Origin of the sequence: Brenneria goodwinii (assembly GCF_002291445.1) — a bacterium.
Classification (GTDB): Bacteria; Pseudomonadota; Gammaproteobacteria; order Enterobacterales; family Enterobacteriaceae; genus Brenneria; species Brenneria goodwinii.
The window spans coordinates 1,692,480-1,717,999 of sequence record NZ_CP014137.1; the positions used below are offsets into that span (position 1 = coordinate 1,692,480).

The 25,520-nt window shown below is 51.5% G+C and carries 23 protein-coding genes and 1 pseudogene; 15 read left to right on the forward strand and 9 right to left on the reverse strand.

The window, feature by feature from the left end; all coding sequences use genetic code 11:
* The first annotated feature begins 123 nt into the window (after positions 1-123).
* The 3 genes from nifB (at position 124) to ACN28R_RS07550 (ending at position 3,753) form a co-directional block, all read left to right on the forward strand.
* Complete coding sequence (gene nifB, locus ACN28R_RS07540; protein WP_095834075.1) at positions 124-1,521, forward strand: nitrogenase cofactor biosynthesis protein NifB; 1,398 nt, start codon at positions 124-126, stop codon at positions 1,519-1,521.
* Entirely contained in the window at positions 1,521-2,039 is a 519-nt protein-coding gene (locus ACN28R_RS07545) for a nitrogen fixation protein NifQ (RefSeq protein ID WP_048638850.1), read from the forward strand. The genes nifB and ACN28R_RS07545 overlap by 1 nt, the downstream gene beginning before the upstream one ends.
* 355 nt (positions 2,040-2,394) lie before the next feature.
* A complete protein-coding gene (locus ACN28R_RS07550; protein ID WP_145957968.1) occupies positions 2,395-3,753 on the forward strand; it encodes an MATE family efflux transporter in 1,359 nt (452 codons plus the stop codon).
* Between the two features lie 76 nt (positions 3,754-3,829).
* Here ACN28R_RS07550 and ACN28R_RS07555 read toward each other — a convergent pair whose 3' ends face one another.
* Both ACN28R_RS07555 and ACN28R_RS07560 read right to left on the reverse strand, forming a co-directional pair.
* The gene (locus ACN28R_RS07555; protein ID WP_095834077.1) at positions 3,830-4,525 is read right to left on the reverse strand and encodes an ATP-dependent Clp protease proteolytic subunit; all 696 of its coding nucleotides are present in this window, start codon (positions 4,523-4,525) and stop codon (positions 3,830-3,832) included.
* Between the two features lie 422 nt (positions 4,526-4,947).
* The gene (locus ACN28R_RS07560; protein WP_236840202.1) at positions 4,948-5,646 is read right to left on the reverse strand and encodes a LysR substrate-binding domain-containing protein; all 699 of its coding nucleotides are present in this window, start codon (positions 5,644-5,646) and stop codon (positions 4,948-4,950) included.
* A gap of 31 nt (positions 5,647-5,677) precedes the next feature.
* Here ACN28R_RS07560 and ACN28R_RS07565 point away from each other — a divergent pair, with 31 nt between their 5' ends.
* Both ACN28R_RS07565 and ACN28R_RS07570 read left to right on the forward strand, forming a co-directional pair.
* Positions 5,678-5,800, forward strand: a complete 123-nt coding sequence (locus ACN28R_RS07565; RefSeq protein WP_257790307.1) for a hypothetical protein — start codon at positions 5,678-5,680, stop codon at positions 5,798-5,800.
* A gap of 194 nt (positions 5,801-5,994) precedes the next feature.
* Entirely contained in the window at positions 5,995-6,621 is a 627-nt protein-coding gene (locus ACN28R_RS07570; RefSeq protein ID WP_095834079.1) for a LysE family translocator, read from the forward strand.
* A gap of 192 nt (positions 6,622-6,813) precedes the next feature.
* Here the strand turns inward: ACN28R_RS07570 and ACN28R_RS07575 are convergent, their stop codons facing one another.
* The gene (locus ACN28R_RS07575; RefSeq protein ID WP_236840203.1) at positions 6,814-9,576 is read right to left on the reverse strand and encodes a winged helix-turn-helix domain-containing protein; all 2,763 of its coding nucleotides are present in this window, start codon (positions 9,574-9,576) and stop codon (positions 6,814-6,816) included.
* A 253-nt stretch (positions 9,577-9,829) separates the two neighbouring features.
* Here ACN28R_RS07575 and ACN28R_RS07580 point away from each other — a divergent pair.
* Together ACN28R_RS07580 and ACN28R_RS07585 are read left to right on the forward strand one after the other, a co-directional pair.
* Positions 9,830-10,001 (forward strand): annotated as a pseudogene (locus tag ACN28R_RS07580) (ABC transporter substrate-binding protein); the annotation flags it as partial.
* A 159-nt stretch (positions 10,002-10,160) separates the two neighbouring features.
* On the forward strand, positions 10,161-10,940 hold the full coding sequence (locus ACN28R_RS07585) for an acetoin reductase (RefSeq protein WP_095834081.1): 780 nt from the start codon (positions 10,161-10,163) through the stop codon (positions 10,938-10,940).
* Between the two features lie 275 nt (positions 10,941-11,215).
* On the opposite strand, the gene ychF is transcribed toward ACN28R_RS07585, so the two are convergent.
* The gene (gene ychF, locus ACN28R_RS07590; RefSeq protein ID WP_048638857.1) at positions 11,216-12,307 is read right to left on the reverse strand and encodes a redox-regulated ATPase YchF; all 1,092 of its coding nucleotides are present in this window, start codon (positions 12,305-12,307) and stop codon (positions 11,216-11,218) included.
* Between the two features lie 131 nt (positions 12,308-12,438).
* Positions 12,439-13,062 carry an aminoacyl-tRNA hydrolase gene (gene pth, locus ACN28R_RS07595; protein WP_095834082.1) on the reverse strand — a complete coding sequence of 208 codons (624 nt, stop codon included), beginning with the start codon at positions 13,060-13,062 and terminating at the stop codon, positions 12,439-12,441.
* Positions 13,063-13,366: 304 nt separating this feature from the next.
* Here pth and ychH point away from each other — a divergent pair, with 304 nt between their 5' ends.
* The gene (ychH, locus tag ACN28R_RS07600) at positions 13,367-13,636 is read left to right on the forward strand and encodes a stress-induced protein YchH (protein ID WP_048638859.1); all 270 of its coding nucleotides are present in this window, start codon (positions 13,367-13,369) and stop codon (positions 13,634-13,636) included.
* A gap of 157 nt (positions 13,637-13,793) precedes the next feature.
* Here ychH and prs read toward each other — a convergent pair whose 3' ends face one another.
* From prs to lolB, 3 genes are all read right to left on the reverse strand, one after another.
* Complete coding sequence (gene prs, locus ACN28R_RS07605; RefSeq protein WP_121514191.1) at positions 13,794-14,741, reverse strand: ribose-phosphate diphosphokinase; 948 nt, start codon at positions 14,739-14,741, stop codon at positions 13,794-13,796.
* A gap of 147 nt (positions 14,742-14,888) precedes the next feature.
* Entirely contained in the window at positions 14,889-15,761 is an 873-nt protein-coding gene (gene ispE / locus ACN28R_RS07610; protein WP_095834083.1) for a 4-(cytidine 5'-diphospho)-2-C-methyl-D-erythritol kinase, read from the reverse strand.
* 3 nt (positions 15,762-15,764) lie between these two features.
* Complete coding sequence (gene lolB, locus ACN28R_RS07615; protein ID WP_048638862.1) at positions 15,765-16,388, reverse strand: lipoprotein insertase outer membrane protein LolB; 624 nt, start codon at positions 16,386-16,388, stop codon at positions 15,765-15,767.
* Positions 16,389-16,600: 212 nt separating this feature from the next.
* Here lolB and hemA point away from each other — a divergent pair, with 212 nt between their 5' ends.
* The 6 genes from hemA to kdsA all read left to right on the forward strand — a co-directional run bounded on the left by hemA (position 16,601) and on the right by kdsA (position 22,003).
* A complete protein-coding gene (gene hemA, locus ACN28R_RS07620) occupies positions 16,601-17,857 on the forward strand; it encodes a glutamyl-tRNA reductase (RefSeq protein WP_048638863.1) in 1,257 nt (418 codons plus the stop codon).
* Between the two features lie 34 nt (positions 17,858-17,891).
* Entirely contained in the window at positions 17,892-18,974 is a 1,083-nt protein-coding gene (prfA, locus tag ACN28R_RS07625) for a peptide chain release factor 1 (protein ID WP_095834084.1), read from the forward strand.
* A complete protein-coding gene (prmC, locus tag ACN28R_RS07630) occupies positions 18,974-19,819 on the forward strand; it encodes a peptide chain release factor N(5)-glutamine methyltransferase (protein WP_095834085.1) in 846 nt (281 codons plus the stop codon). Before prfA ends, prmC begins: the two co-directional genes overlap by 1 nt.
* Positions 19,820-19,839: 20 nt before the next feature.
* Entirely contained in the window at positions 19,840-20,232 is a 393-nt protein-coding gene (locus ACN28R_RS07635; RefSeq protein ID WP_072065889.1) for a SirB2 family protein, read from the forward strand.
* A gap of 2 nt (positions 20,233-20,234) precedes the next feature.
* A complete protein-coding gene (gene sirB1 / locus ACN28R_RS07640; protein ID WP_048638866.1) occupies positions 20,235-21,044 on the forward strand; it encodes an invasion regulator SirB1 in 810 nt (269 codons plus the stop codon).
* Between the two features lie 104 nt (positions 21,045-21,148).
* Positions 21,149-22,003: a 3-deoxy-8-phosphooctulonate synthase gene (gene kdsA, locus ACN28R_RS07645; RefSeq protein WP_048638867.1), complete on the forward strand. Its 855-nt coding sequence runs from the start codon at positions 21,149-21,151 to the stop codon at positions 22,001-22,003.
* Positions 22,004-22,400: 397 nt separating this feature from the next.
* Here the strand turns inward: kdsA and ydgH are convergent, their stop codons facing one another.
* Positions 22,401-23,354, reverse strand: a complete 954-nt coding sequence (ydgH, locus tag ACN28R_RS07650) for a DUF1471 family protein YdgH (protein WP_095834086.1) — start codon at positions 23,352-23,354, stop codon at positions 22,401-22,403.
* A gap of 626 nt (positions 23,355-23,980) precedes the next feature.
* On the opposite strand from ydgH, the gene pntA reads away from it, so the two are divergent.
* Positions 23,981-25,510: a Re/Si-specific NAD(P)(+) transhydrogenase subunit alpha gene (pntA, locus tag ACN28R_RS07655; RefSeq protein ID WP_095834087.1), complete on the forward strand. Its 1,530-nt coding sequence runs from the start codon at positions 23,981-23,983 to the stop codon at positions 25,508-25,510.
* Positions 25,511-25,520: the final 10 nt, after the last annotated feature.

The following is a 25,520-nucleotide window of genomic DNA, read 5'->3' on the forward strand; positions in this document are numbered from 1 at the left end:
TAGTTATAAAGCAGCGAATAACTGGAATAATACATTGTTAAATAAGTATTTTTTAATTTATTCGGCCCGGCATGGCGTTTGCACGAAAAATGATGAGGTTCGCTCATTACCGGGGTTAAGCATATGGCAAATAACGCATCATTTTCAGGCAAGCGTTCATGCGGGCCGATGAACACGGCTCACTTTACACCTTTACAGGCGGATAAAATTTCCCGCCATCCGTGTTACTCACCGCTGGCGCATCACCGCTATGCACGTATGCATCTGGCCGTGGCGCCAGCCTGCAATCTGCAGTGCAATTACTGTAACCGGAAGTATGATTGCAGTAACGAATCCCGTCCCGGCGTGGTTTCTGAGCTGCTGTCGCCTGAACAGGCCATCGCCAAAGCCAAATATGTCGCCTCCCAGATCCCCCAGCTATCGGTTATCGGTATCGCGGGACCGGGCGATCCGCTAGCCAATATCGCCCGAACGTTCAAAACGCTGGAAGGGTTGCGTGCGGAAATGCCGGATATCAAACTGTGTCTATCGACCAATGGACTGATGCTCCCTGACGTGGTCGATCGACTGATTGACGTAGGGGTCGATCACGTTACCGTAACGGTCAATGCGATCGATGCCGTCATCGCCGAAAAAATCTACGACCACCTGTGGTATGAAGGGGACAAGCTGCAAGGGCGCATAGCCGCCGATTTGCTGATAGAGCGGCAGGGTGAGGGGATCCGCAAACTGGCCGAACGCGGCATCATGGTGAAGGTGAACTCGGTGCTGATCCCGGACATCAATGCCGCGCATCTGAATGACGTCAGTTTGCAGGCCCGTCAGTGGGGTGCCGTGCTGCATAACGTCATGCCGCTGATTGCCAAGCCGGAACACGGCACACGGTTTGGTTTGGCAGGCGTACGCGAACCCGATACGAATGAACTTGGGGAAGTGCGCAGCCAGTGTGGCCGCCATATGCCGCAGATGGCGCACTGTCATCAATGCCGTGCCGATGCGATCGGCATGCTGGGCGATGACCGTAGCCAGGAGTTTCCGCTATCATCGTTACCGCCGCAATCCGAACCGATGTTGCCTTCACTGTTTCGCCGGGCCAGCATTCAGGCCAGCATTGCAACGCAGGGAGAGTCGGAAGAGCCTGACGCCTGTCTGGTGGCGGTGGCAACCGGGAAAGGCGATGTAATTGATCAGCATTTTGGTCATGCGGATCGCTTTCATATTTTCAGCATTTCCAAAGCCGGCATCATTCCGCTGGGCGAGCGCTTTACCCAACGCTATTGCCAGGGGCCGGATGACTGCGGCGAAGATGAACCCGAAGATCGCCTCGAACGGGTTATCGCGCTGCTGTCTGACGTAAAGGCGGTCTTTTGCGCCCGTATCGGCCTGACGCCCTGGCAGCGTCTGGAGTCCGAAGGGATAGAGCCTTACGTCAACGGTGCCTGGCAACCCGTACGTGAAACGCTTGAACAGTGGCGCGCCGAGCGTATCCCGCCGGAGGTAAACCAGAAGGGAGTGGCGTAATGGGCCAGACACCGGAGATATGGTTACGTTACCTGGTCGACAATCACCTACGCGGTCTGTCCCGGTTTCCGACGCGGATGAATCTGGACGATGGCGCCTGGCAGGCGTTGCTACAGCGGCTGGAACTGACTGAAACGGCACGGCCCGAGTATTTGCATCAGCAGGATGAACTGTTGAGCAGCTTATTGATGCCGCGTCGTCAGGAATGCGAGCAGCTTGCCGACTGGCTCTCTCAATACATGGCGGAGCAGGCCGCGCCGATGCATCTTTTAATCGCCAGCGCATCAATGGGGTTTAATCATCTGTGGCAGGATTTAGGCCTGGCTTCACGCGCGCAGCTGCGGGAGTTAATGACGGTCTGTTTTACGCCGCTGGTTGCCATGAATGACAAAAATATGCGTTGGAAAAAATTTTTCTATCGGCAGGTTTGCCTGACGCAGGATGGGGAACTAATGTGCCGTTCGCCATCCTGCGAAAGCTGTAGTGAAATTGATTTCTGCTTCTCGCCTGAAGACTGATGTTCTATAAGATGATCGATAACAAAGTTAATAGAATAGGCTGACAGTAATATTTTCTCTCAGTTCTTTAGTCAGAGAGGTTATATGTCAGTACCCGATAGCAAAAACTTTAAATGCGTTTATTTAATTTTATTCCATTAGTAAATGACACTATTGGTTACTAAAAAACTTATTAGTTTGATAATGGTAATTTTTTGACAAGCATAATTTTCCCGTAAACGCGCCATATTGATCCATATCATTTCCTCTCAGTCGTCAGGGCGTATTTTAAATTATTCCATTAGTTAATGAATGAAATCAACGAGTGGCGATACCGGCGTCGCCTCTGCTTTTATTTCATTTGCTGGAATATAATATGAGCAAAGTAGCAGACAATACTCAGCGGCTTGCCGCCTTGGCTAATGATAATATTCTTCCGCTTATCACAAAGCTTGCGCTTCCTACTATCGTAGGCGTCAGCGTGAGCGCGTTGTATCAGATTCTGAATGCTTTTTTTATCGGACGTTTGGGCACACAAGCCATTGCGGCAATGGCGCTGACTTTTCCCTTTGCGATCGCCATTTCCTGTATTGGTCTCTGTTTCGGTACCGGGGTCGCTTCCTTTATTTCTCGCTTCCTGGGCGCTGGGGATAACGAGAAAGCCAGCCAATATGCGCTTTCGTCGATAGCGTTGGGGGCGGTCTGCGCCATCTTGCTTTGCATATTTATTGAGTCTTTTTCACTGCAAATTTTTTCCGCCATGGGGGCGACAGACGAGACGTTGGTATTATCACAACGTTATTTGCGCTGGTTACTGATTGGTTATGTGCTGGTCGTTCTCAATATGACCGCCGGTTTTATTACCCGGGCGGAAGGTAATACGCCTTTCAGTATGCATACTCAGCTTGCCGCCTTTATCAGCAATGCCATTCTCGATCCCATATTCATCTTCTACTTCGATTTCGGCATTGAAGGCGCGGGGATTGCCACGTTAATCGGGCAGTGCGTATCGGTGGCGATGTATACCGTGCATTTTTCTTCCGGCCGCAGCGTGATAAATCTGAAAGCGGGCTTTGCAAACGGAAAAGGGCTTAGGGCCATCGTCAGAGTGGGATTTCCCGCCGCGATAAACTCGCTGTTGCAGGTCATCTCCATTTCTTGCTTAAACAAGATCGCCATGAACTATGGCGATACGGTTATTGCAGGGGTTGGGATCGCATCCCGCTTGTTAATGGTCGCTTCACTGCCGATAAACGGATTATGCATGGGCTCACAGGCCATCGTCGGGTATAACCTTGGCGCGAGGAAAATACAACGCGTCCACGAAGTGGTGAAAACGCTAACCCTGTTTGCCTGTGGCGTCGCGCTGCTCTATACGGTGATCTGTTTCTTCTTTTCCCGATCGATGGCCGCGTTTTTCTCAACCGATCCGCATGTTATTGCTGTGGCGTCTCTCGCCATTATCATCTTCCATATTTCTATGCCGTTTATTGCATTACAGCAGGTCTGCCTGATGTATTTCCAATCGGTCGGCATCGCTAAAACAGCGCTGTATATCTCTCTGTTGCGCTACATGGTACTGACGGTGCCGCTGCTGCTTATTCTTTCCTGGTACTGGGGCATTACCGGCATTTATTACTCTTTGCCGCTTGCCGATATTTTGACGGGATGCGTCTGTGTGCTGCTTCTGCGCACACAATTAATCCAAATGCGCATGCAGTGGCAGCAAGTATGAGCAGAGCGCGTGCTTGCGTCACAGCGGGCACGCGATTTGTTGATGATTATTATCCGATAGTAACGCCACATGAGGATTAATGCGTCTCTTTCTCAGAGATATAGTAAGACACGTCGGCCTTGATCATTGCTTCTGCAATATCTGTCGCCATCTTTTTCTCAATCGCCTGATCGGCATCAATTAATGCTCTGGCGCTTTCGCTATACAGTATTTTTTTACGCTCATCATCGGTATACGTTGTACAGTTCTTATAAATCGTATCGAACATATTGTTATAAGTGATATTCATTTGTTGCAACGTATTTACCTCATCAGGTTTTAAATACTCACGATTGATGTTGGATGTGGCCGCCGGATGGAGGATAAATGATGCGCCTTTCATCGCCAGGCGTTCTTTCGCCGCGCAATAGAACATGGTGGCCGAAGAGCCTACCATTGACATGTTCACCGTGGTTACTGGAATGGGTGAGCTTTTTATCGCTTCATAGGTCATGTAACCATTATCCATGTCACCCCCGTAACTGTTGATATAAAAATATATATCCTTCAGATTAGGGTAAGTCGCGTTAATCTCATCCAGAGCGGACATCACATCTACGGTTTTACCTTCAGTCACGTCGCCGACATAGACAATTTTGACATGCTCAACATTGGCGTTCTTGATATTTATTTTTTTAATTACAGAAACGTCAGCAAATGATTGCAATGGCAGTAAAGGTAATATAATAAAAGAGAGTGTTTTAAAAACAGATAATGAGAAATCATTTTTCATAAAGGCTATTTTCCCGTTGGAAATTTTAATTAAAACGATAGTAGCGGTTTATTATCTCAATGCAAGTGCTATAAGTTTTTTTGATCATGAAATAGTTTTTTGTTACAAGCAGGTAATTTAAATGATATTTATTCTTTAACTATTTAAATATTTGATGAATTAACACTGATGCGATTTCTCGTTTTAACTATTTATCACATAAATAATAAATGGATATTCATAATATTTTTCCGCGATTATTTCGTGTATAGACATACGGTGCACCCAATTGAGATGTCGGTGGAAACGCCGGTACAAAACTCGTTGAGAAGAGCACGGTTGGGTTTGGTATTCATCGTATCTCCTCAATCATTCCATTAGAAACCCGATTCCCCGCTCGGATGAGGCTATTTAAAGGCTGATCCTACACATACCGGGTACGTCTAAAGCGGGAAAAGTTTCGCCACGATGAAATCAACGAACACCCGGATCTTGGGCGACAGATAACGACTCGACGGCCAAAGCACATGGAAAACCATACTCTCCCGGTTGTAGTCGTTCAATACGGTTATCAGTTTGCCTTGCCGCAACTGTGAGCGCACCGCGATTTCAGGCACACAGGCAATGCCCAGCCCCTGTTCCGCGAAGCTCACCTGCGGGTCAAGGCTATTGGTCACCATACTGGCGGACAGTTCAATGGCAGGCATACCGTCAGGGCGCGACAATGGCCAGACATCCTGTTTACCCGTGGCGGGAAAGCGATAGAGCAGGCAGGCATGGCTTGCCAGATCTTCCGGCGTAAGCGGGATACCCGCCTTATCGAAATATGCGGGAGCGCCCACGATCACCCTGCGGCAAGTCCCCAGCCATCGCGCGGTAAGCCGTGAATCGCCTGGCGTTCCGGTGCGGACAACGGCATCGAATCCCTCCTCAATGACGTCCACCAGACGATCTGAATAATCGATATCGAGCGCTATATCGGGATAGAGCCGCTTGAAGTCCCCCAGTTTGGACATAAAAAGCGTACCGACCGACGGGAGACTGATGCGCAGCTTGCCCTGCGGTATTTTCTTCGTTTGCAGAAGTTCGGCTTCGGCAGACTCCACCTCGCACAGAATACGCCGGCAGCGTTCAAGGAACACCGCACCTTCCGGCGTCAGGCTGACGGTGCGGATGCTGCGCAGCTATCGGGGAGCGCTGATGGTGGTATCGCACGACGATGCTTTTATGGACAAGCTTGAACTGACGGATCGTCTGCTGGCGAACGAACGTGGATGGACGCTGGAACCATACTGATGTGAATCGGCGTCTGGCCTTGCTTGTCCATTGTTAATCGGTGTATTTATTGGGATAGCGATAATAACAACAGGCGCATATATGTTTGAAATACGGATTTCTACCTTGCAGGATGCCGATCGCGTCATTACTGAAGAGCGCTTGTTCCTGCTGCTTGCATCGGCAACATCATCACTTTTTCATAAGGATGAAGGATGATCGAAAGTACGGTATTTATAACCTACGTGAGTATTGTTTTCGGTTTTGTATTCATTCCGGGGCCGGCGACATTGCTCACTGTGGCGCTGGCATCAAGTTCCGGAACCCGGGTAGGGCTTGCGACCGGCGCAGGAATAGCCGTGGGGGATTTATTTCACACGCTAATGGCCGTTATCGGCGTCTCAGCCATTATTGCCGCGTCGGCCACGCTATTCAGTATTATCAAATTTATTGGCGCGGGATATCTCCTGTACCTGGGGATCCGAACGCTGTTGCAAAAAACACATACCTTTGGTGGAATGAATTTACCGCTCGTAAACGCAAAATCGGCGTTTATCAGAGCGGTGATCACCGAGGTGTTCAACCCCAAAACCGCTTTGTTTTTTCTGGCCTTTCTGCCGCAGTTTATCCGTACCGAAACCGGCTCGCCGGCGCTACAACTGGCGGAACTGGGTATCACGTTTGTCGCATTAGGCTTATTGAGTACCGCCGTCTTTTCGCTAAGCGCGGGCTGGATTGGCGAATTCATGCGCAAGAGGCCGTCCGCACTTAAGCTACAGGGGAAGATCACCGGACTGATTTATTGCGGGCTGGGCATCCGTATTGTTATGCAGGGAAAATAACCGCAAGAAGGTAGATATAGACGCGCACGATATCAGGCGTCGTTAATCAGGACAATTCCGGCCTGCAATTTCATTCAAGACAGAAAAAAATGACTGCCTGACAATGCGCGAAGCGATATCAATCAGGAGTTATTTCATGTCCGCTGTTTTCCAGTACGCCGATCTTATCCGTTCGGAATATCCAGAACTTGCTCAGCTTAATAGATTCCATTCTCTGGCCTGATTAATCGCCTGAATTCGGCCACTGACCTGCAACTTTTCATACACCTGCTTCAGGTGCCATTTTACCGTCTCAAACGAGATCCCCAACGAGCGGGCGATCCCCTTATTGGAATAACCATCGGCAATGAGCTGGAGCATTTGTTGTTCGCGTTCGGTCAACACAAGTGACTGTGATTGCGGGATATCATCCGCCGGCAGTCCGCCTTCGTCCGCGGCCTGTTGCGATAATATCGCGATCGTCTCGGCCCATTCGGCGCTAGGGGGCAGTTTCTTGCATAATGGACTGAGCAAAGGCAACAGGTCAGGGCCGGCATCCAATAGGCTACGCTGGAGTTTTTGCTGTATCGCCCGCTGTAACACCGGTTTGAAGATCTCGCAAGCGCGCGCTTCCTCGCCTGCTCGCCGCAGGGCGACCGTCTGCATAATTCTTAACCGTACGGCCGACAACCACTCTGCGCATTGCTCCTGTGCGCCGGCCAACTGGTCGATCATGTCGGCAGCGGCCAACGGTTCACCTTCGGCAATCAGCAAACGACTGCGGCTTACGCGCAGATAATAGAGAATAACATTCTGGCTCGGGGCATCTTTCCCCGGCCCGGATTCATGAGCTAACGCGTGCAACTGGCCGAGTATGTGTCTGGCGCCGTCGATATCCCGCTGCCGAAGGCGCACCGCTAGCCGTTCGGCCAGCAACGGCGCCCGCGCCCGAGACCAGCCCCGGCCGATCGCCAGTCCTTCGGCGTGCAGCAGTAACCGATCGGCTTCGCCAGACTGCTTGTTTAACTGCGCCTGACGCGCCAAAACGATATAGCAACGGCTGAGGCTATCAGGCGGACAGAAATTATCGATCATATCCAGCCGCAAGGTGAGCAGCGCGTCAATCCGGCCCACATCACCCTGTTCCCAGGCAATCTCCGCCAGAATAGGGGCGAGCGTCGCACCACTGCTGGAATTATTTCCGGTATGCCGTTCGGCATACCGCAGCGCCTGGGATGCCTGACGCTCGGCTTCAGCCAGATTGCCCTGGCGCAGATAGCCCTGGGCCACCACAAACGCGCGGTAAACTTCAACGAACAGGTTCCTGTTCGCGACTTTAGTGCCCGGCAGGCGGCGTTGCACATTCAGAGCCTGCTCCGGGCGTAAATCAACCAGATGACAATAGCTGAGAATATTGCATACCAGGCCGTCCACCCAAACATCGCCGCAGGGAACTTCGCGTAATAGCGGTTCAGCCAGGGCAATACTTTGCGGAATGTTTTCGGCAAAGGCTTCGCAAATTGCCCGAATCACCTGTAACTTAATCCAGATGCTGTGCGTCAGGCCGTCGCGGTTGTCCGCCACCAGCACGGCGATGGCATCAAGTAACTGGCGGGCGTCATTAAAACGAAAATGATGTGCCAGCGCCCAGGCCAGATTGAGCTGTAGATCAATGCGGGAAGGCTCCAGGTTGGCGGGCAGATAGCGCATCCAGCGCACCAGCGTATCAATATCGCCTTCTTCGGCCAGCGATTGAGCCCCGGCTTCGGCATGCTTACTGCCTGTTTTGCCGGCGGCTAAGGTGTGCCGTACCGCTTCAGACCATAAATTCTGACCGGCAAACCAATTACCGGCCCGTTCGTGCAGGATCCGGATGTCTTTATCCGCTGAGTTTTGCAGCCGGTTGAGCAACGTATCGCGTATTAGCGGATGATAGCGGAACCAGGAGCCGCCTTCGCCCAGGGCACAGAGAAACAGGTTGTGCCGTTCTATCCAGGCCAATATTGCCTCGCCGTCGCTCCGCCCGGTTACGGCATTGCACAAGGCGGGGTTAAGGCGCTGAAGTATGGACGTGCATAACAGGAAGTCGAACACTTCTGGCGGCAGCGGCTTGAAAATAACCTCTTCCAGATAGCGGGTAATCGTACGGGAACTTTCACTCAGGCTGCCGATAAAGCAACCGGGATCAGTGCGCCAGTCGGCCGACAGGGCGGCGAGCTTCATGCCCGCGATCCAGCCCTCGGTCAGGGAGATAAGCCGCTGAATATCCTGCTTTCTGACCATCGCCGGTGTTGAATCCATAAAATAGGCGTTGGCTTCCTCAAACGTGAAGCGCAGATCGTTATCGTAAATTTCCGCCAGTTGATCCTGAATCCGCAGGCGGCTCAGATCCAGAAGCGGCCGGGAGCGGCTGCCGATAATCAGGTGCAGAGAAGAGGGGGCATGATTAAGAAGATACGCGAGCCCGTCACCTATTTCGCGCTGGCTGATGCTTTGATAATCATCCAAAATCAGGTACAGCGGATGCGGGCAATGGTGCAATTGGTTGATGAGCGACGCCAGAAACATCGAAAAATCGGCGGGCAGTTCGCCCTTCAGACACTGTTGGAAGGCTGCGCTCCACTCGGGATACAGGGGCCGTAGCGCCTCCAGCAGATAACGCATAAATAACAGCGGCGTGTTGTCGTCTTCGTCAAGGCTTAGCCAGACCACCGCATCCCCTCGCTGCCGGCGACGGTGATACCACTGCGCCAGCAGGGTGGTTTTACCAAATCCTGCCGCGGCGCAAACCAGCGTCAGGCTGCATGATGCAGCCTCGTCAAGCCGTTGTAACAGACGCTCTCGCGGCAACAACATCCCCGATGTGCGCGGTGGCGTAAGTTTGGTGAGGATCAGCGGCAGCTTGCGCGTAAAGCGAAAAGGTTCTTCATTAACAAATTTTGCCAGCGGGTAGTGCATTGGGAGTAAAAACGCCATACGTGCCGATGTTTCCTTTATTCAATAAGTGTTTTCAAGGTTGTTAACGAGGATCAACCGAACCAGCACGCTATAGCTTGTCCCATCCGTATTCGGCCCCCCCAACCGGGGGGGTATACCGTGTTTGTTCACTTCTATAAAGTATAGCCATCTTCCGCAAATAGAGCAGGAACAAGTGCTTAGCGCTCCGCACGACCGTACCGGCAGGGAACGGAGCTGAATGAGCAACAGGTTGTGACCGGCTTATCGCAAGATGCGCGAATCGTGAGTTTGAAGAACACCTGCACGCTGAAAATATCAGCGGCGATATCCCCGAATTCATACACCTACACGCCAGTGAACAGGACATCGCGGTCAGCATATGCGAAAAACCTGACGTATATCACGATTATATCGGGTCAATTCTGCGGGGTCACGGCCATTGTGCCTTGCACTTGAGGCGACGGATGAAAGTTTCGCCTGGGATGATTTTGTTCGCCCCAGGCTGTCGGAAGCAGTGCTCGGCGTCATTCCCACAGCGAATGAGCGGGCATTGCATCAGTAACTATTGGTTTATTTGATCAGTAATGAGGTGGGTTCAGAGTATGGCTATCGAAAATAAAGTAGCGTTGGTAACCGGCGCCGGGCAGGGTATTGGCCGTGGTATCGCATTGCGTCTGGCCAGAGACGGGGCATCGATAATGCTGGTCGACGTTAATCGTTCCGGTCTGGATAAGGTGGCCGCGGAAGTTGAAGCATTGGGGCGTAAGGCGGCAACGTTTGTTGCCGATATTTCCGATCGCGCTCAGGTTTACGAAGCTATCGATCTGGCTGAGAAACAGTTAGGTGGATTCGATATTATTGTCAACAATGCGGGTATTTCCCAGGTTCAGGCGCTGGCCGATGTCACGCCGGAAGAGGTTGATCGCATCATGCGTATCAACGTGCAAGGGACACTCTGGGGCATTCAGGCCGCAGCGAAGAAATTTATCGACAGAAAACAGAAAGGCAAAATCATTAACGCCTGCTCCATTGCCGGTCATGATGGTTTCGCTTTACTCGGCGTTTATTCCGCCACCAAATTTGCCGTGCGCGCCTTGACCCAGGCCGCCGCCAAAGAGTATGCCAGCCGCGGAATCACGGTGAATGCATACTGCCCGGGGATTGTCGGCACCGGAATGTGGGAACATATGGATCGCCGTTTCGCGGAAATTACCGGTACGCCGGTGGGTGAAACCTACAAAAAATACGTGGACGGTATTGCTCTTGGCCGTGCCGAAACGGCGGATGACGTGGCAGGTCTGGTATCCTACCTGGCCGGTCCTGATTCTGACTATGTCACCGGTCAGTCTATCTTGATTGATGGCGGCATTGTTTACCGCTAAGTCATCATCCTCAGCCCGCTTTCCTTGATGGAAAGCGGGTTTTCGGCGACGCCATTCCTCATATCCTGCTGATTCCGCCAAATATCCAGATTGGCCATTTGACGATTCTCATTAGCCGGCTCGGCATTAGGCGCCATAGTTGCGGGACATTTCGGGTGGAGCGGCATGGCGGTCGCCGGGATGTCTAATGAAAAATCCACGCAATTGCGTGGATTTTAGAGAGTTTGTCAGTCGTCATGGGATGCATTGAGATTCCATGAGACAACAAAAATGAATTAGACGTTAAACAAGAAGTTCATTACATCGCCATCTTTCACGATGTAGTCTTTACCTTCTGAACGCATTTTTCCCGCTTCTTTCGCGCCTTGCTCGCCTTTGTAGGTGATGAAGTCTTCATAAGCGATGGTCTGGGCGCGGATAAAGCCTTTTTCGAAGTCGGTGTGGATCTTGCCGGCGGCCTGCGGAGCCGTGGCGCCGACGGGAATGGTCCACGCGCGAACTTCTTTAACGCCCGCGGTGAAGTAGGTTTGCAGGTTAAGCAGTTCATAACCGGCGCGGATAACACGATTCAGACCCGGTTCCGTCAAGCCCAGTTCGGCCATGAATTCATCACGTTCTTCATCATCCAGTTCGGCGATATCGGATTCAACCGCGGCGCAAACCGGTACGACAACGGAACCTTCGGCAGCGGCTATCTCACGCACCTGATCGAGGTACGGATTGTTTTCAAAACCGTCTTCGTTCACGTTGGCGATGTACATGGTCGGTTTCAGCGTCAGGAAGCTCAGGTAGCGAATCGCGGCTTTTTCTTCCGGGCTGAGATCCAGCGAGCGCAGCATACCGGCTTTTTCCAACTGCGGCAGGCATTTTTCCAGCGCTTCCAGTTCGGCTTTAGCGTCTTTATCGCCGCCTTTGGCTTTTTTCTGTACGCGATGAATGGCGCGCTCACAGGTATCCAGGTCGGAGAGCGCCAGCTCGGTATTGATAACGTCAATATCGTCTGCCGGGTTAACTTTGCCGGAAACGTGAACTATATTTTCGTTTTCGAAGCAACGCACCACGTGTCCGATAGCTTCAGTTTCACGAATGTTGGTCAGAAACTGATTGCCCAGGCCTTCACCTTTGGACGCGCCTTTCACCAGCCCGGCGATGTCGACAAATTCCATGGTGGTGGGGAGGGTGCGCTGCGGTTTGACGATCTCAGCCAGTTTATCCAGACGCGGATCGGGCATGGGCACCACACCGGTATTAGGCTCAATGGTACAAAACGGGAAGTTGGCCGCTTCAATACCCGCTTTGGTCAGCGCGTTGAACAGAGTGGATTTACCGACGTTAGGCAGGCCGACGATACCGCATTTGAATCCCATGTTTATATCACCTTAAATTACTTATTAATCAGACAATTATTTTAAGTTGTCTGTCAGAATGACAAATATTCCGGCTGATTATACACGGAATGACTGTTTATCTCGATCGGCCATCGGCATCAGACTGCGATTTATGCCGCTTTGAACGAATGTAAGCGATTCATCGCTTTCACCATATCTTCTTTTAACAGAATCTCGGTGCAGCGGACCGCTTCATCAATAGCGTCGTCAATCAGCTTTTGTTCGCTGACGGGCGGTTTCCCCAGAACAAAGCCGGTCACTTTATTCTTATCACCCGGATGCCCGATACCAATGCGTAACCGATGGAAGTTAGGGTTATTACCCAATTTGCTGATGATGTCTTTCAATCCATTGTGGCCGCCGTGGCCGCCGCCTAATTTGAGTTTGGCAATCCCCGGCAATAAGTCCAGTTCGTCATGCGCAACCAGGATCTCGTCCGGCTGAATCCGATAAAATGTCGCCATGGCCGCTACGGCTTTACCACTCAGGTTCATGAACGTAGTAGGGACCAATAGCCGGATATCATGACCGGCCAGGTTGAGGCGTGAGGTATAACCAAAAAATTTACTTTCTTCCTTCAACGGCTGGCGATAAATTTCAGCCAGACGGTCAACATACCAGGCTCCCGCATTATGACGAGTGGCCGCATATTCAGCGCCAGGGTTAGCCAGGCCAACAATTAACTTAATGCTACTCACGATAATATTCCAGATTGCGTGCCGTATCGCGGTCATTCGATATAGCAAAGCGTAATTTAAATAGCAGAGAAGGGCGATAGTTTACACATATCTCTTTATTACTTGAAGCCACGGCGAATAGCATGATGCTAAACGCAACAGGGTCTATGTGAACGGTTTCTAATGAATACCAGTGGAAATTATTTAAATATTTGTCTATTTATTTGCTAAAACGTAAAAAAATATTCATTTTACTCCGTTATCTGTGATCCCTCCCGCAATCACCCGGCGCCTGATTGTCTATAATTCAAGCAACACAACGAAGCCCCATTCATCCGCAGAGTTTATCTGGAGGTGACAGATGAAACGTAAGAGTGCTACCACATTGGGCAATGTGTTGATGGGCATCGGTATGTTTCTGATGATTGGCGGTATTGCTTACTCCATCATTAGCCAATTTCCCGATCTGAACTTGCCGCATCATTCGGCCTATATTGATTTAGTCGCCATTTTTACCGGGGCAATTTCCTGGCTGGCTGGCGCACGTATTAGCGGCCGTGAAAAAGTCGCCGATCGTTATTGGTGGTTAAAACATTTCGATAAGCGCTGCCGGAGAGAGCGGCATTCATAGCGCGATTAATCTATAGAGAATTCAAATCCGCTGTAGCCCTGTGGTTATGGCGGTTTTTTATTGCCCACGATCTTTCACGCCAATTTCGACGCCAATAAATAAGCCACCTTTTTACAGGTGGCTTATTCGCGTAAACAGCCAGCTCGGCCGGAAACGATTAGTGCTCAAACATAGCAGAGATGGACTCTTCATTGCTGATGCGGCGAATCGCTTCGGCCAGCATGCCTGACAGCGTCAAGGTACGAACATTGGGCAGGGATTTGATTTTGTCTGTCAGCGGAATGGTATCGCAGACAATCACTTCATCAATAACCGAGTTTTTAATGTTGTCGTACGCTTTACCTGAGAAAATCGGATGCGTCGCATAAGCAAATACGCGTTTGGCGCCACGTTCTTTCAATGCTTCCGCGGCTTTACACAACGTACCGCCGGTATCGATCATATCGTCAACCAACACGCAGTCACGGCCAGCAACGTCACCGATGATATGCATCACCTGAGACACGTTGGCGCGCGGGCGTCGTTTATCGATGATCGCCATGTCGGTATCATTCAACAGTTTGGCAATCGCACGGGCACGAACGACACCGCCAATATCCGGGGATACCACAATCGGGTTATCCAGTTCCTGCTGCAGCATGTCTTCCAACAGAATAGGACTACCGAACACGTTATCGACTGGGACGTCAAAGAAACCCTGGATCTGTTCTGCGTGCAGATCTACTGTCAGTACACGGTCAACGCCTACGCTGGAAAGAAAATCGGCAACCACTTTGGCGGTGATTGGCACACGGGCAGAGCGTACCCGACGATCCTGACGAGCATAGCCGAAATAGGGAATAACGGCTGTGATTCGTCCTGCGGAAGCGCGGCGAAGCGCGTCAACCATAACAACCAGCTCCATCAGGTTATCGTTGGTCGGCGCACAGGTGGACTGGATGATGAAAATATCACCACCGCGTACATTTTCATTGATTTGCACGCTGACTTCACCATCACTAAAACGACCGACAGCGGCGTCGCCAAGGCTAGTGTACAAACGGTTGGCAATACGTTGTGCTAGTTCCGGGGTGGCGTTACCAGCAAAAAGCTTCATATCAGGCACGAGAAGAACCTCAGGCTTGCGTCCAGAGAAATATTGTACCCGCTATAATATCCGGGAGCGGTGAGCAACAGCAGGGCACAATATGCATACGGGTGTATGAATCAAGATTGATAAAACACACCTAAACAGGCGGGGTGTTATCAAAACTTAACGTTGCCCGGAAAGCGTGCGTTGCAACGGAGAGACGTTAACGCCTCGCGCCACAAAACCATTTAACCATTCCGGGGCCTGGTCAAGCACCTGGCGGGCTTCGGGCTCGGTGTCGAACTCAGCAAACACACAAGCACCTGTTCCAGTCAGGCGCGCCGGGGCGTATTCTAACAGCCATGAAAGTAGCTGTTCAACCTCACGAAAACGTTTTCTTGCGATAGTCTCACAATCATTGACGAAGGTCTGCTTTAGCAACACTTCCAGAGAGCGGGGCGGCGAATTCCGTTTTAGCTGGGGATCGCCAAAAATCAGCGGAGTAGCGATGCTGATCCCCGGATGAGCCACCAGATACCATTTTTCCGCTGGATAGGCCGGCGTCAGCTTTTCGCCGACGCCTTCTGCAAATGCGGCATGTCCATGAATGAAGACCGGAACGTCAGCGCCGAGCTGCAGGCCGAGGGCCGCCAGATCGTCAGCATGCAGATGACACCGCCACAAGTGATTAAGCGCGACCAGCACCGTGGCCGCATTAGACGAACCGCCGCCCAGTCCGCCGCCCATCGGCAGGCGCTTATCAATACCAATATCCGCACCAAAGCTGGCGGGCCGGATACCGCGGCTTATACAATGCCGTTGCAGCAGACGCGCCGCGCGGACAATCAGGTTCTGCTCGTTATCAACGCCGGCTATCGGCGTGAGCAACTGGATATCGTCATCCTGACGGGGCGTAATCGTCAGCGTGTCGCCATAGTCCAAAAACTGAAACAGGGTTTGCAGCAGGTGATAGCCATCCGCACGCCGCCCCGTAATATAAAGGAACAGGTTCAGTTTGGCTGGAGACGGCCATTTCTCAATGAAGTTGAGTCGCATGGGTTATTTTACTATCCAGTTATCCATTTTTAACTTGATGCGCTGTTCGCCCTGGGTCAGTTCCAGGCTTTCCGGCAGCGGCGGATTCACCTTCTGGTTATAGCTCTGGTAGCTTACGCTCCAGTTTTGATCGCCCTGGCGATAGTTCACCTTATTCAGCAGGAACCGATCATCGAGAGAGAAATCGCTCGCATCCCCCGGCAACCCGATGATCCACTGGCGCAGATTATTCAGCGGAATAGCCATGCCCGTCAGCTGTCGTACCATATCTTCGGCATCTTTCCCGACATAGCGTTTACCCTGATTGTCCGCAATCTGCACGCTGCCCGGTTGTGCGCTCAGTTCCAGTTCCGTGCTGCCCAGCGGGTTGGTCAACAGCAGACGATAACGCTGCGATGATGACTCTTCCCAATAAAAACGGGCATATAGTTTCTTGCTATCGGAGATATAGGCAAAGGAACCGCGAGTCTGATATTGGCTCAACTGTTGCACTTTTTGCTGGTGTTGTTGCCACTCGGGAGAGGTCGGACTTTTCCCTGGCGAAGTGGGTTGGTGAAGGCTACAGGCCGTCAGTAGAACACTGGCTAAAGGCAGTAGCCGCAAGCAACGGAGGGTGATTAGTGGCATGTCGGTCAGATCCTATAAATCAGAGATTGAGTATCATAAGGTGTCACGCTAACGGGCTTGTTACTCAGCGTCAATATTTGGCATTTTCACCGAAGAGTATAACCGAGGAGGGAAGGCATTGTGTGCTGTCGCTTTTCTTGCATCCCGGCATCAAGTAGAATGCCACTCAGACGAAACCCATACTAACACCGGTATTACTCAAGAATTGTTCAATGACGTTGCTCGCGCTAGGTATTAATCACAAAACGGCTCCAGTTTCTTTGCGTGAACGTGTTTCTTTCTCGCCGGATGCGCTGGGGCAGGCTCTGAATAGCCTGCTGCAACAACCTATGGTGCAGGGCGGCGTACTGCTGTCCACCTGCAATCGCACCGAACTCTATCTCAGCGTTGAAGAGCAGGCGAACCAGCGAGAGCAACTGATTGACTGGTTGTGTGAATATCACCACCTGGATCCCGATGAAGTCAGCGACAGTCTTTATTTGCATAAGGACAATGCCGCCGTCAGCCATCTGATGCGCGTAGCCAGCGGCCTCGATTCGCTGGTATTGGGCGAACCCCAGATTTTGGGGCAGGTGAAGAAAGCCTTTGCGGAATCATTGCGCGGGCATAACGTGTCCGGCGAGCTTGAGCGCTTATTCCAAAAATCATTTACCGTCGCCAAGCGGGTTCGCACCGAAACAGACATCGGCGCCAGCGCGGTGTCTGTCGCGTTTGCCGCCTGTACGCTGGCGCGCCAGATCTTCGAATCCCTTGCCGATGTTAACGTGTTATTGGTCGGCGCGGGGGAAACCATCGAGCTGGTTGCCCGCCATCTTCGTGAACATCAGGTACATCGGATGGTGATTGCCAACCGTACGCGCGAGCGCGCTCAGGCGCTGGCCGCTGAAGTCGGCGCGGAAATCATTACGCTCGCCGAACTGGATGAGCAGCTTGCGCAAGCCGATATCGTAATTAGCTCAACTGCCAGCACACTGCCGATTATTGGAAAAGGGATGATGGAAAGAACGCTGAAAGCAAGACGTAATCAGCCAATGTTGATGGTGGATATCGCCGTCCCGCGTGATATTGAGCCGGAAGTCGGTAAATTGCCTAACGTCTATCTTTATAGCGTTGATGACTTACACGCCATCATTCAACACAATCTGGCGCAGCGCAAAGCGGCCGCCATCCAGGCGGAATCGATTGTTCAGCAGGAAAGCTCTGATTTTATGGCCTGGCTGCGGGCGCAATCCGCCGTCGATACCATCCGTGATTACCGGGCTCAGGCGGAGGAACTCCGCTCGGAAATGACGGCCAAGGCGCTTGCCGCTATTCAGCAGGGAAACGATGTGGAAACGGTCATTGAGGAATTGACGCATCGTTTAACCAATCGTTTAATCCATGCTCCTACCAAATCTCTCCAACAGGCCGCCCGCGATGGCGATCTGGATCGTTTACAAACTTTACGTGACAGCCTTGGGCTGGACTAGTATTCATCTCTTTTAACAGGATTTAACAGCCCGCATGAAGCCTTCTATTGTTGCTAAACTGGAAGCGTTACAAGAGCGCCATGAGGAAGTTCAGGCGTTGCTCGGTGAGTCGAGCGCGATCGCTGATATGGACCGTTTTCGCGCATTGTCGCGTGAATATGCGCAGCTCACCGATATTACGCGCTGTTTCCAACAGTGGCAGCAGGTACAGGAAGATATGCAAACCGCGGAAATCATGCTGGATGACGCGGAGATGCGCGAAATGGCGCAGGAAGAATTAAAACAGGCGAAATTAACCGCTGAAGCGCTGGAGCAACAGCTTCAGGTTCTGTTATTACCGAAAGATCCGGATGATGAACGCGGCTGCTTTCTTGAAATCCGCGCCGGAACCGGTGGCGATGAAGCGGCGATTTTCGCTGGCGACCTGTTCCGTATGTACAGCCGATACGCGGAAACCCGCCGCTGGCAGGTTGAAGTCATGAGCGCCAGCGATGGCGAGCATGGCGGTTATAAAGAAGTTATTGCCAAAGTATCCGGCGATGGCGTCTATGGTCAGCTCAAATTTGAGTCCGGCGGTCATCGCGTGCAGCGCGTCCCGGCGACCGAGTCGCAAGGGCGTATTCACACGTCGGCATGCACCGTGGCGGTGATGCCGGAAATACCGGAGGCCGAACTGCCCGAGATCAACCCAATCGATTTGCGGATCGATACTTTCCGTTCATCCGGGGCGGGAGGGCAACACGTCAACACGACCGATTCCGCCATTCGTATTACCCACTTGCCGACCGGCATCGTCGTTGAGTGTCAGGATGAACGTTCACAGCATAAGAACAAAGCCAAAGCGTTATCGGTACTGGGCGCGCGTATCCGTGCCGCGGAAATGCAGAAGCGTCAACAGGAAGAAGCCTCTACGCGCCGCAACCTGCTTGGCAGCGGCGATCGGTCGGATCGTATCCGCACCTATAACTTTCCGCAGGGAAGGGTGACCGATCACCGTATTAATCTGACGCTTTATCGTCTGGATGAAGCCATGGAAGGTAAGCTGGATATGCTGATTCAGCCCATAGTTCAGGAATATCAGGCCGACCAGCTTGCCGCGCTTTCAGAGCAAGAGTGATGAATTATCAAACCTGGTTAGCATCGGCCATTGCGTATCTGGCGGCGGGGGAAAGCCCAAAGCGGGATGCGGAGATCCTGCTGGGTTTCGTCACCGGGAAGGCGCGGACGTTTTTGCTGGCGTTTGGTGAAACGATGCTGACGGAGGCCCAGGAGCAGCAATTGGATGCGCTGCTGGCACGGCGCATTCAAGGAGAACCCATTGCCTACCTGACGGGAGAGCGTGAATTCTGGTCGCTGCCGCTGGCGGTATCGCCGGCCACGCTGATCCCACGTCCTGATACCGAGTGCCTAGTTGAGCAGGCATTGCAACGCTTGCCTGCTGAAGCGTCCGCCATCCTGGACTTAGGCACCGGCACCGGGGCGATAGCACTGGCCATTGCCAGCGAACGCCAGGATTGTCAGGTAACCGGCGTAGATGCGCAGCCCGACGCCGTCACGCTGGCGAGACATAATGCCGAACGGCTCGGTATAACGAATGTCCGCTTTTTATTGAGCGACTGGTTTTCGGCGTTATCGCAACAGCGTTACACGCTGATCGTCAGTAATCCGCCCTATATCGATGCCGAAGATATCCACCTGTCTCAGGGCGATGTCCGTTTTGAGCCAGGCAGTGCATTGGTGGCCGCAGAGAACGGGCTGGCCGATTTACGCTTCATTATCCAACATGCCGCCGGCCATTTACTGCCAGACGGTTGGCTATTACTGGAACATGGATGGCAACAGGGCGCCGCTGTGCGTCAATTGTTGCAATGCAACGGGTTTGAACGGATAGAAACCTGTCAGGATTATGGAAATAACGATCGCGTTTCGCTAGGGCAATGGCCAAAAGCGGCAGATAAATAATTATTCAGGAGGCAACGCGGGTGGCGCTATTTTTAGGATTGGCATATCTGCATATGGTGACGGTCGGCGTCAGTATTTTTTTATTTGTGCTGCGTTTTTTTTGGTTATGCCGGCAGTCTGCCATGCTACAACAACGATGGATTAAGATACTGCCGCATATCAACGATACTTTATTATTAGTCAGCGGTGTTGGCTTAGTCGTTGTTAATCGCATTTATCCGTTCACCGCCGGACAAAGCTGGCTGACGGAAAAACTGTTTGGCGTTATTATTTACATTCTTCTCGGCGCAGTTGCTTTGGGGAAACGCCCACGCAGTGGGACTATACGCTGGTTGGCGTTTATACTTGCCTTGGTATGCTTTTATCTGGTAATGCAGATTTCGCTGACTAAGTTACCGTTGCTGATGGAATAACTATGAGTTCTATTGCTAATTTTGAATTCAATCGTTCACAGTTAAGTGAAGGTGTCGTATTAATTTCACAGGCGATTCGCCGTGACTTTCCCGCACAGGATGTGCGGAAAAATCTGCAACAGTTGGTTGACGATGCCCGTGCCGTTATTCCCGGAGATCTTGAGCAGGATATGCAGCTGGAAAAACTCATCGAGCTCTTCTTTCACACCTGGGGGTTCGGCGGCGCCAGCGGTGTCTATCGGCTTTCTGACGTGCTGTGGCTGGATAAAGTCTTGGAATCTCGCCAGGGTATGCCGGTATCGCTTGGCGTTATCTTTCTGCACATCGCGCATGAGCTCGGACTGCCGCTGATGCCGGTCATCTTCCCGACCCAGCTTATTTTACGGGCGGACTGGCTGGACGAAGAAATGTGGCTGATTAATCCGCTGAACGGCGATACATTGAGCGAGCATGTGCTGGATGTTTGGCTGAAAGGCAACATTGGTCCGTCGTCAGAGTTGATGGATGAAGACTTGGATGAAGCCGAAAACGTGCTGATTGTACGCAAAATGCTCGATACGCTGAAAGTCGCGCTGATGGAGGAAAAACAGATGGAGCTGGCGTTGAAAGCCAGCGAAACGGTATTGCAGTTTGATCCCGACGATCCGTATGAAATCCGTGACCGTGGCTTGATTTACGCCCAACTGGACTGTGATCACATTGCGCTATCCGACCTTAACTATTTTGTTGAACAATGCCCGGAAGATCCGGTGAGTGAAATGATTAAAGTTCAAATCCACTCAATAGAGCAAAAACACATCGTCCTGCATTAATAAATGCATATTTATACCCGCCCGACTTCAAGGCGAAACTAAACGAAAACTTGAACGTTGGCGGGTGTATTCAACGTTGATTTATCCGACATTAAGGTAAAAGTATGAAGAACAAAGTGGTCCAGGTGGGGGATATCCCGGTTGCCAACGATCTGCCTTTTGTATTGTTTGGCGGCATGAATGTACTTGAATCACGCGATATGGCGATGCGGATCTGTGAGCATTACGTTACGGTAACGCAAAAGCTGGGTATTCCATACGTGTTCAAAGCCTCCTTTGATAAAGCCAACCGATCTTCCATTCATTCATACCGCGGTCCGGGCCTGGAAGAAGGGATGAAGATTTTCCAGGAACTGAAACAGGCCTTCGGCGTAAAAGTCATTACTGACGTACATGAGTCATGCCAGGCTCAGCCGGTTGCCGATGTGGTTGATGTTATTCAGTTGCCCGCATTCCTGGCCCGTCAGACCGATCTGGTTGAGGCGATGGCAAAGACCGGCGCCGTCATTAACGTGAAAAAACCCCAGTTTGTCAGCCCCGGACAAGTTGGCAACATTGTCGATAAATTTATCGAAGGCGGGAACGACCAGGTGATTCTTTGCGATCGCGGCAGCAACTTCGGTTACGATAATCTGGTTGTGGATATGCTTGGCTTTAATGTTATGAAGCAGGTATCCAACGGTTCACCGGTGATTTTTGACGTTACTCACGCCTTGCAATGCCGCGACCCGTTCGGCGCGGCCTCCGGCGGAAGACGCGCGCAGGTAACCGAGCTTGCCCGCGCCGGGATGGCGGTGGGGCTGGCGGGGCTGTTTATTGAGGCGCACCCCGATCCGGTTAACGCTAAATGCGATGGCCCTTCCGCATTACCGCTGGATAAGCTGGAGCCCTTCCTCAAACAGATCAAAGCCATTGACGATCTGGTGAAAAGTTTCCCGGAACTGGATACCAGTAAATAAGAGATACGTAGGCTTAACGTTACCCAGCCGATAAAAAACCGAGGTTACAGACAAAAGCTATCCGTCATCCCCGCATCAGTAGGCGGGGATCTGCTTCCAGGCAATGCATTGATATCAGGAAGACAGGAATGACGGATATGGGTTCGGTATGACGAAAGCGACGCTGTATCAGTCTGACCCGAGGTTGATGACAAACCTTCCCAAACCCGTCATTCCCGCGTAGGCGGGAATCAGCCAATGACTGTTTACGGTTTCAGCGGGAGATTCCCGCCTACTACTGCGGGAATGACCGCGCTGGGGCCGCGAAGGATGACAGGGGTATATTAGGGGCTTTGTCAGCAGTCTGACCCGCATATATAATGCGGGTCATATATAATGCGGGTTTTTTAGGATGGCATTACTTATACAGGTCGGCGCTGATGGTCATATTCGAACCATTCCCCTGCCACTGTTTAGTAATGTGGTAATACTTGGCGCCTTTTTGTTTGGCGCGTTTGGCAATCGCTTCCGATACGTCGGGCCCGGTGGTGTAGTTTCCACGGAAGGTGATCGAATCAAACGGCACCATCTGCGCGGCAGTGGCGTTATTCAATTCTTCGATCTTGCTACCATCCGGCAACGTTACCGTGTAACGCCCACCTTTCGATGACTGCGTTTCAAAGAAATTGCCGACGTTGCGGCTTGGGCTACCCGAGTTCGCCACGCCTGGAATTTCCACTTTGGCCGCTTCAGCGCCGCCGGCGGCCAAAGCAGCGCGCCCGGCCTCGGAATCAGCAGGAATAACATCGGTGCTTTGGATCTGACGCTTAGGCGCATCGGCCTTGTAGATAAACGCCGTCGCTCTCTGGTTGCCGCCTTCAGTGTTAAGGTCGATTTGACGCACAATGAAGAATGAAGCCGCATTTTTTTCTTTTGCCGCTTTGGCGATCGCTTCATTCAGGCTGGGCTGAGTGGGGTAAAAACCGCTGACGGTGACCGTATCATACGGCTCCAACGCATAGGCGACATCTTTGGGTAACTCTTTAACGCCATAAAAAGTACGGTATTTATCATCGGCATTAGCTTTGGGCGCATCGTTATGATAGAGGTCAACGATAACGTTCCAATTGCCAGTGGAATTCTCGTCTATCATATCCTGCACATAAAACGCATCGGCGCCTGACTTATCCGCGCGTTTCGATGCGGCGGCAACCGCTTCATTGATAGCGTTAAACCGGCCTTTAAATGAAATGCGCTCAAATGGCTGCAAAGCGCCAGCCTGTTCTGGCGTAAGCTCCTTCGCCGCCTGTGCTGAAAATGCCGATAACGAGAGTAGTGCGGATGCAATAACAACAGTAGTCTTCAACTTCATAAAAGGATCCTTTCGCCTGACGCATTTGGTTTATAACGTGCTAAGCAATCAAGATGTCATCGAATAGCCCCGGATTATCGCACGGAATACAGACACATGCCTTAGCATTTTGCAGGATATTCCAACGCGCCCTCATGGAAATGAAATAAGGAAAAGCGCAAATAATAACGGTTAATGATTGTTTTATCACCATAAGGGATATTTATGCGAACTTCATACATTAACAAGCCCGTAACACATGTTTTTTGTGAAATACCCCAGAATAATACCTTAATAATAATGCTACAAAAGAGAGTGGCGAGCGTGATTTTCGACCAAAAAAAGCGAATGACGCCTACGATAGCTCGGCTTTTATGTGAAATTCGTTTTATGTATGGATCATCGTTCACATTTTCAGTAGGTTATATACCAAATAGATTTCAAGTTGAACCTTACCGGTAATCAAGCGCGTGCTTGGTCTATTATGTGTAGCGAGGGTGCCGTCGGCATCGTAATTTGAAAGAAACAGGGTATAGGTGAATTGGCTCATTAGAGAACAGGGTAAATAGCTCTCCGCCAAATTCATATTACCAAGGTAAGGTAACTATCATAACCTTCGTTAAAAATAAGCAAAAAAGGGAATCAGTATGCGTATTGGTGTTCCAAGAGAACGGTTGACCAATGAAGCAAGAGTCGCAGCAACGCCGAAAACGGTCGAACAGTTGCTGAAACTCGGCTTTGAGGTCTCGATAGAACGTGGGGCTGGGAAACTTGCCAGTTTTGACGACGCGGCTTATGCAGAAGCCGGCGCATCAATTGCGGATACCGCAGAAATCTGGCAATCCGATATTGTCCTGAAGGTCAATGCACCGCTAGAGGAGGAAATTGAACTCACCCGCGCGGGGAGTACGATTATCAGCTTTATCTGGCCTGCCCAGAATCCCGAGTTACTCGAAAAACTGGCCTCGCGTCAGGTGACGGTACTCGCAATGGATTCTGTCCCCCGAATCTCACGCGCCCAGTCGATGGATGCGCTCAGTTCAATGGCGAATATTGCGGGTTATCGCGCCATTGTAGAAGCCGCTCATGAATTTGGCCGTTTCTTTACGGGGCAGATTACCGCTGCCGGTAAAGTTCCGCCGGCTAAGGTCATGATTATCGGCGCCGGCGTTGCCGGTCTGGCGGCGATCGGCGCGGCAGGGAGCTTGGGTGCGATTGTCCGTGCGTTTGATACGCGTCCTGAAGTTAAGGAACAGGTCAAAAGTATGGGCGCCGAGTTCCTGGAACTCGACTTTGAAGAGGAAGCAGGCAGCGGCGACGGCTATGCCAAAGTCATGTCGGAAGCCTTTATCAAAGCGGAAATGGAACTGTTTGCCGCCCAGGCAAAAGAAGTGGATATCATTGTCACCACCGCGCTTATTCCGGGTAAACCCGCGCCACGCCTGATTACCAAAGATATGGTTCTGAGCATGAAGCCTGGCAGCGTGATTGTCGACCTGGCCGCGCAAACCGGCGGCAACTGCGAACTGACCGTCGCCGATCAGGTTACGGTGACGGAAAACGGCGTCAAAATTATCGGTTATACCGATCTGCCCAGCCGTCTGCCAACCCAGTCTTCCCAGCTTTACGGCACCAACCTGGTTAACCTGCTGAAGCTGTTATGCAAAGAGAAGAATGGCGAAATCGACGTTGATTTTGAAGACAACGTCATTCGTGGCGTAACGGTGATCAAAAATGGCGAAGTAACCTGGCCCGCGCCGCCGATTCAGGTGTCTGCCCAACCGCAACAGGCCAAACCCGCCGCCGCGGTCGCGAAAGAAGCAGCGAAACCGGCTTCGCCATGGAAGAAATATGCCTTCATCGCCATTGCGATCCTGCTGTTTGGCTGGATGGCGAATGTCGCGCCGAAAGAGTTTCTGTCTCACTTCACCGTATTCGCACTGGCTTGCGTGGTGGGGTACTACGTTGTGTGGAATGTTAGCCATGCACTGCACACGCCGTTGATGTCGGTAACGAATGCGATATCGGGGATTATCGTGGTAGGGGCATTGTTGCAAATTGGCCACGGCGGATGGGTCTCTTTCTTTTCCTTCATTGCCGTATTGATCGCCAGCATCAATATTTTCGGTGGTTTCACCGTCACTCAGCGCATGCTGAAAATGTTCCGCAAAAATTAAGGGGTAACAC